Origin of the sequence: Streptomyces sp. RP5T (assembly GCF_003933965.1) — a bacterium.
Classification (GTDB): Bacteria; Actinomycetota; Actinomycetes; order Streptomycetales; family Streptomycetaceae; genus Streptomyces.
In genome coordinates this window covers 1-4,175 of the sequence record NZ_RSAJ01000679.1, presented here as the reverse complement: position 1 = coordinate 4,175, position 4,175 = coordinate 1, and the positions used below count along the sequence as shown (strand labels likewise).

The following is a 4,175-nucleotide window of genomic DNA, read 5'->3' as shown; positions in this document are numbered from 1 at the left end:
GTCGTCGCCGGGGTCGTCGTCCGTGTGCGGGTCGGTGGGGGTTGGTTGCGCAGTTCCCCGCGCCCCTGAGGTGTCGGGGTCGGCGTCCTCGTCCGTGTCGGAGGGGTCTTCCGCTGCGGCGGTCTCCGGGGCGGGCTCGTCCTCGGCGGGCTTCCCCGCGGGCTCCTGCTCGCCGGAAGCGTCCTTCGTGGCCGTCCCCTCGCCCTTGGCCACCCAAGCCGCCACCGCGTCCCGCAGCCGCGCGTCACCGGACGCGGCCGGCTCGTCACCCTCGTCGGAGTCGTCGGAGTCGTCCGTGTCACCGGAATCGTTGTCGGAGTCGTCCGGGGTCTCGGCCGAAGCCGTGTCCTCCGCGCTCTCCGCGCTCTCCGCGCTCTCCGCGCTCTCCGCGCTCTCCGCGTCCTCCGCGCTCTCCTCGTCCTCCGGCGCGTCCGGCGCCTTCGGCTCGTCCTTGGTCGCCTCGGGGGCGGACGCGTCCGTTCCGGTCTCTGTGGGGCTCTCGTCGGCGTCCTCCGGGGGCTTCGGGAGGTTACGTACCGAGAAGATCTTCGTGGCCGTGTCGACGCCTCCGAGGGAGACGGACTCCCGCGCCACCGCCAGCCGGGGATCCCGGGCGGAACTCCTCGCCTCGGGAACCGGACTCGCGCTCCCCGACGTCGGTTCTGCCGACGACTCGCGCTGCTTCGACCTGTCGGGGGACTCGCCCGCCACCGATGCCTCCTCCATGTGCCGCGGGTGATCGGGTATTCGTCACCCTGCGCCTGCCGAACCGTTGAATCGCCGCTCGGACACCGCCACACCACGCTGTCCGAACCATGTACCAGTGTCCTGTGTGCGGCCCTGTCCCAAGCGGTAGACGAGAACGACATACCTACCGGTTCCACTACAAACAGGTCACGCACCCTCGACAGACCAATGTGAGAGGGGTCACCCTGTCTTTCATCCACGCGGGGAGGCATGGATGGGCAGGAGCCGCAGAACACTTCCGGAGGAGCTTCTGCTGCTGGCGTTGGACCCGGCCACGGGTACCACCGCACAGCCGCAGTCGCTCGACCTCGGTCTGGCCGGAGCACAGCTAGTGGAGCTGGCGCTGGCCGGACGGATAGCCCCAGACGGGGATCGTATCGCCGTGGTAGCCCCACGGCCGACTGGAGATCCGACTTTGGACTGCGCGTTGGAGTTGCTGCGAAGGCGTGGCGCTCCCGTGCGGGCAGTGAACTGGATCGGCGGGCCGCGACTGGGGCTCCGCCAGACCTACCTCTCGCATCTGGAGCGGTGCGGCATGGTGCATGCCGTGGCGGGCCAGATGTGCGGAGTGCTGCCGACGACTCGCTACCAGGCGACGGACAACGAGATCAGCCGGGAGATCAGGGCCCGCCTGGACTCGGCGATCCGCACCGGCGTACCGCCGGACCCGCGGACCGCGGCGCTCGCCGCCCTGGCCCACGCGGTCGGCCTCGGCAAGCACCTGTACCCGGGCAACGAGGGCCGTTCCTCGCGCTCCCGGCTGCGGGACCTGATCAGGCACGACCCGATGGGCGGACTCGTCGCGCACGCCGTGATGGACGTCCAGAACGGCGTGGCGGCACAGCCACGTCGCAGCCCGGCACCGGCCGGCCGCCAGGCCGCCCCCGGAGCCAGGCCCGCGCCGGAACCCGCCCGCGGCGTTCCGATGCAACCGCGCCGAGGACCGATGGCGCGCGCCGTGGCTCACTGAGCCGCAGCCCACGGCACGCACCGCCGACAGCACCACCGCACAGGCACGACCCGCACCACGCACCACCCGCACCACCCGCACCACGCACCACTGAGCCGCCGCACCGTCAGTCCCCACAGACCGGTTCGGGAGCCGCTGGTCCGCGCGGGGCGTCGGGACCGTACGTCCGTCCTTCGGGCGTCGCCGGTCCCGGCGCCCCGCGCGGCCGCATGTCCGGGCCGGATCGGCCGAGCGGTCCGCAACTGACGTGCACGCAGCGCATATACACGGTTTCCCAGCGGTAATAAGCACCTTGGTGGCAGTCTGCTCAACAGCAGATACGCAAAGTCAAGAACGAGGCACGCAGCCGGAGGTGCACGTCCCGTGGCGTCCAATGTCAATCCCACCGTCAGGCGGCGCCGGCTGGGCCAGGAGCTGCGCAGGCTCCGCGAGCTCAAGGGCATGACGGCCGAAGAGGTGGCGGAGCGGCTGCTCGTGTCGCAGTCGAAGATCAGCCGGCTGGAGAACGGCCGGCGCAGCATCAGCCAGCGCGACGTCCGCGACCTTTGCGGGGTGTACGAGGTCGAGGACCAGCGCATCGTCGACTCCCTGATGCAGATGGCCAAGGACTCGCGGCAGCAGGGCTGGTGGCACGCCTTCGGGGACATCCCGTACAGCGTCTACATCGGCCTGGAGACTGACGCCGAGTCGCTGCGCGTGTACGAACCCCAGATCATCACCGGCCTGTTGCAGACCCGGCCCTACGCGGAGGCCATCGTGCGCGGCGGCGCGCCGGAAGCCACCGAGACGGAGAACGACAAGCGGGTCGAGGTGCGGCTGCGGCGCCAGAGCCGGGTCGCGGCCGAGCGGGATCCCCTGCGGCTGTGGGTCGTCCTGGACGAGGCGGCGCTGCGCCGGGTCGTCGGCAGCCGCCAGGTGATGCGCGAGCAGCTCGAGTACCTCGTGGAGATGTCCCAGCAGCCCCACATCACCGTGCAGGTGCTGCCGTTCGACGTGGGCGCCCATCCCGGGCTCAGCGGGCAGTACTCCATCCTGGAGTTCTCGGACGCGGCGGACTCCAGCGTCGTCTACATCGAGGGCGTCACCAGCGACCTGTACCTGGAGAAGGCGCACGACGTGCAGAAGTACACCGTGATGTACGAGCACTTGAGGGCCCAGGCGCTCAACGTCGACCAGTCGCGTCAGCTCATCGAGGACCTCGCCAAGGAGTACGCCCGCGAGTATGCCCGCTGAGCCCCTGCCGGGCCGCTTCGCTACAGAGCGGGCCGAATAGTACAGCACGGCTTTGTTCCACTGGAAGAGTCCCTTGGAATATGCCGCCATACGAGTGAATGACTGCTCCGAAAGAGGAGGCCGGCGAGTAGCGTCGATCACGCCAACGATCAGTGAAGGTTGGCGTGATCCGAACACTGCGCATCTGGCTACGGAGCGAATATGGCAATCCGTCTGGGCACCCTGGACACATGGACGACCTCCACCTACACCAACGCCAACGGGGCGTGTCTGATGGTCAGGTCGACCGAGGAGGAAGCACTCGAACTCGGCGACACCAAGATCCCCGAGGGTCCCAAGCTGGCCTTCCCCGCCGAGGCGTGGAGTGCCTTCGTGGCCTCGGTCAAGGTGTGACACCACGCCACACCCTACCTACAACTGCACAAGCACCACCACAGAGCCCTCTCGACCAGATCGCCGTCCTTGCCGAGGGGGCTCGGCGTGTGCGGGCGGCACTTGGGCCGCGGGGTTGTGCGTCAGGTGCGGGCCGATGCGGGTTGGCCGCGCAGGCCGTGCAAGCGTGACCGCACCCACTCGGGGCGCGGGGAACTGCGCGACCAGCCACGACGGGCCCGCACCGGCCTGCTACGCCAGCGCACCCTCCACCGCGGCCACGACCTCGTCCGACTCCGGCTCGGTCTGCGGGGAGAAGCGGGCCACGACCGACCCGTCCCGCCCGATCAGGAACTTCTCGAAGTTCCAGCGGATGTCCCCGCTGTGCCCCTCCGCGTCGGCGACACCGACGAGCCGCTCGTACAGCGCGTGCCGCCCCTCCCCGTTCACCTCGACCTTCTCGGTCAGCGGGAAGGTCACGCCGTACGTCGCAGAGCAGAATTCCGCGATCTCCTCGGCGCTGCCGGGCTCCTGCCCGAGGAACTGGTTGCAGGGCACGCCGAGCACCGTGAAGCCGCGCTCCGCGTACCGCTCCTGGAGCTTCTCCAGCCCGGTGTACTGCGGGGTGAGCCCGCACTTGGAGGCCACGTTCACGATGAGGACGGCCTTGCCGGCGTACTGGGCGAGGTCGGCCGGACCACCCTTGAGGGCGCCGATCTCGACGTCGAGGGGGGAGGAACCATCTGTAGTCGTCATGAGCGGATGCTAACTCCGTCCGGTGCCTCCCCGGCTGTGGCCCCCGAGGCCGCCACCAGCACCTCCCCGGCCGCCGTCCGCACGTACAGCACCGACC

Annotated in this window: 4 protein-coding genes and 1 pseudogene; 3 read left to right on the top strand and 2 right to left on the bottom strand. The window is 69.8% G+C overall.

All coding sequences use genetic code 11. The features are described 5' to 3' along the window. Nucleotides 1-726 (bottom strand): annotated as a pseudogene (locus tag EHS43_RS39020) (D-alanyl-D-alanine carboxypeptidase); the annotation flags it as partial. Between the two features lie 235 nt (nucleotides 727-961). Here EHS43_RS39020 and EHS43_RS39015 point away from each other — a divergent pair. The 3 genes from EHS43_RS39015 to EHS43_RS39005 all read left to right on the top strand — a co-directional run bounded on the left by EHS43_RS39015 (nucleotide 962) and on the right by EHS43_RS39005 (nucleotide 3,343). After that, on the top strand, nucleotides 962-1,717 hold the full coding sequence (locus EHS43_RS39015; protein WP_037709146.1) for a GPP34 family phosphoprotein: 756 nt from the start codon (nucleotides 962-964) through the stop codon (nucleotides 1,715-1,717). Nucleotides 1,718-2,080: 363 nt separating this feature from the next. Beyond that, the gene (locus tag EHS43_RS39010) at nucleotides 2,081-2,950 is read left to right on the top strand and encodes a helix-turn-helix transcriptional regulator (RefSeq protein WP_037709147.1); all 870 of its coding nucleotides are present in this window, start codon (nucleotides 2,081-2,083) and stop codon (nucleotides 2,948-2,950) included. A 201-nt stretch (nucleotides 2,951-3,151) separates the two neighbouring features. After that, the gene (locus tag EHS43_RS39005) at nucleotides 3,152-3,343 is read left to right on the top strand and encodes a DUF397 domain-containing protein (protein ID WP_007382715.1); all 192 of its coding nucleotides are present in this window, start codon (nucleotides 3,152-3,154) and stop codon (nucleotides 3,341-3,343) included. Between the two features lie 231 nt (nucleotides 3,344-3,574). On the opposite strand, the gene EHS43_RS39000 is transcribed toward EHS43_RS39005, so the two are convergent. Beyond that, entirely contained in the window at nucleotides 3,575-4,078 is a 504-nt protein-coding gene (locus tag EHS43_RS39000; protein WP_125195315.1) for a glutathione peroxidase, read from the bottom strand. Nucleotides 4,079-4,175: the final 97 nt, after the last annotated feature.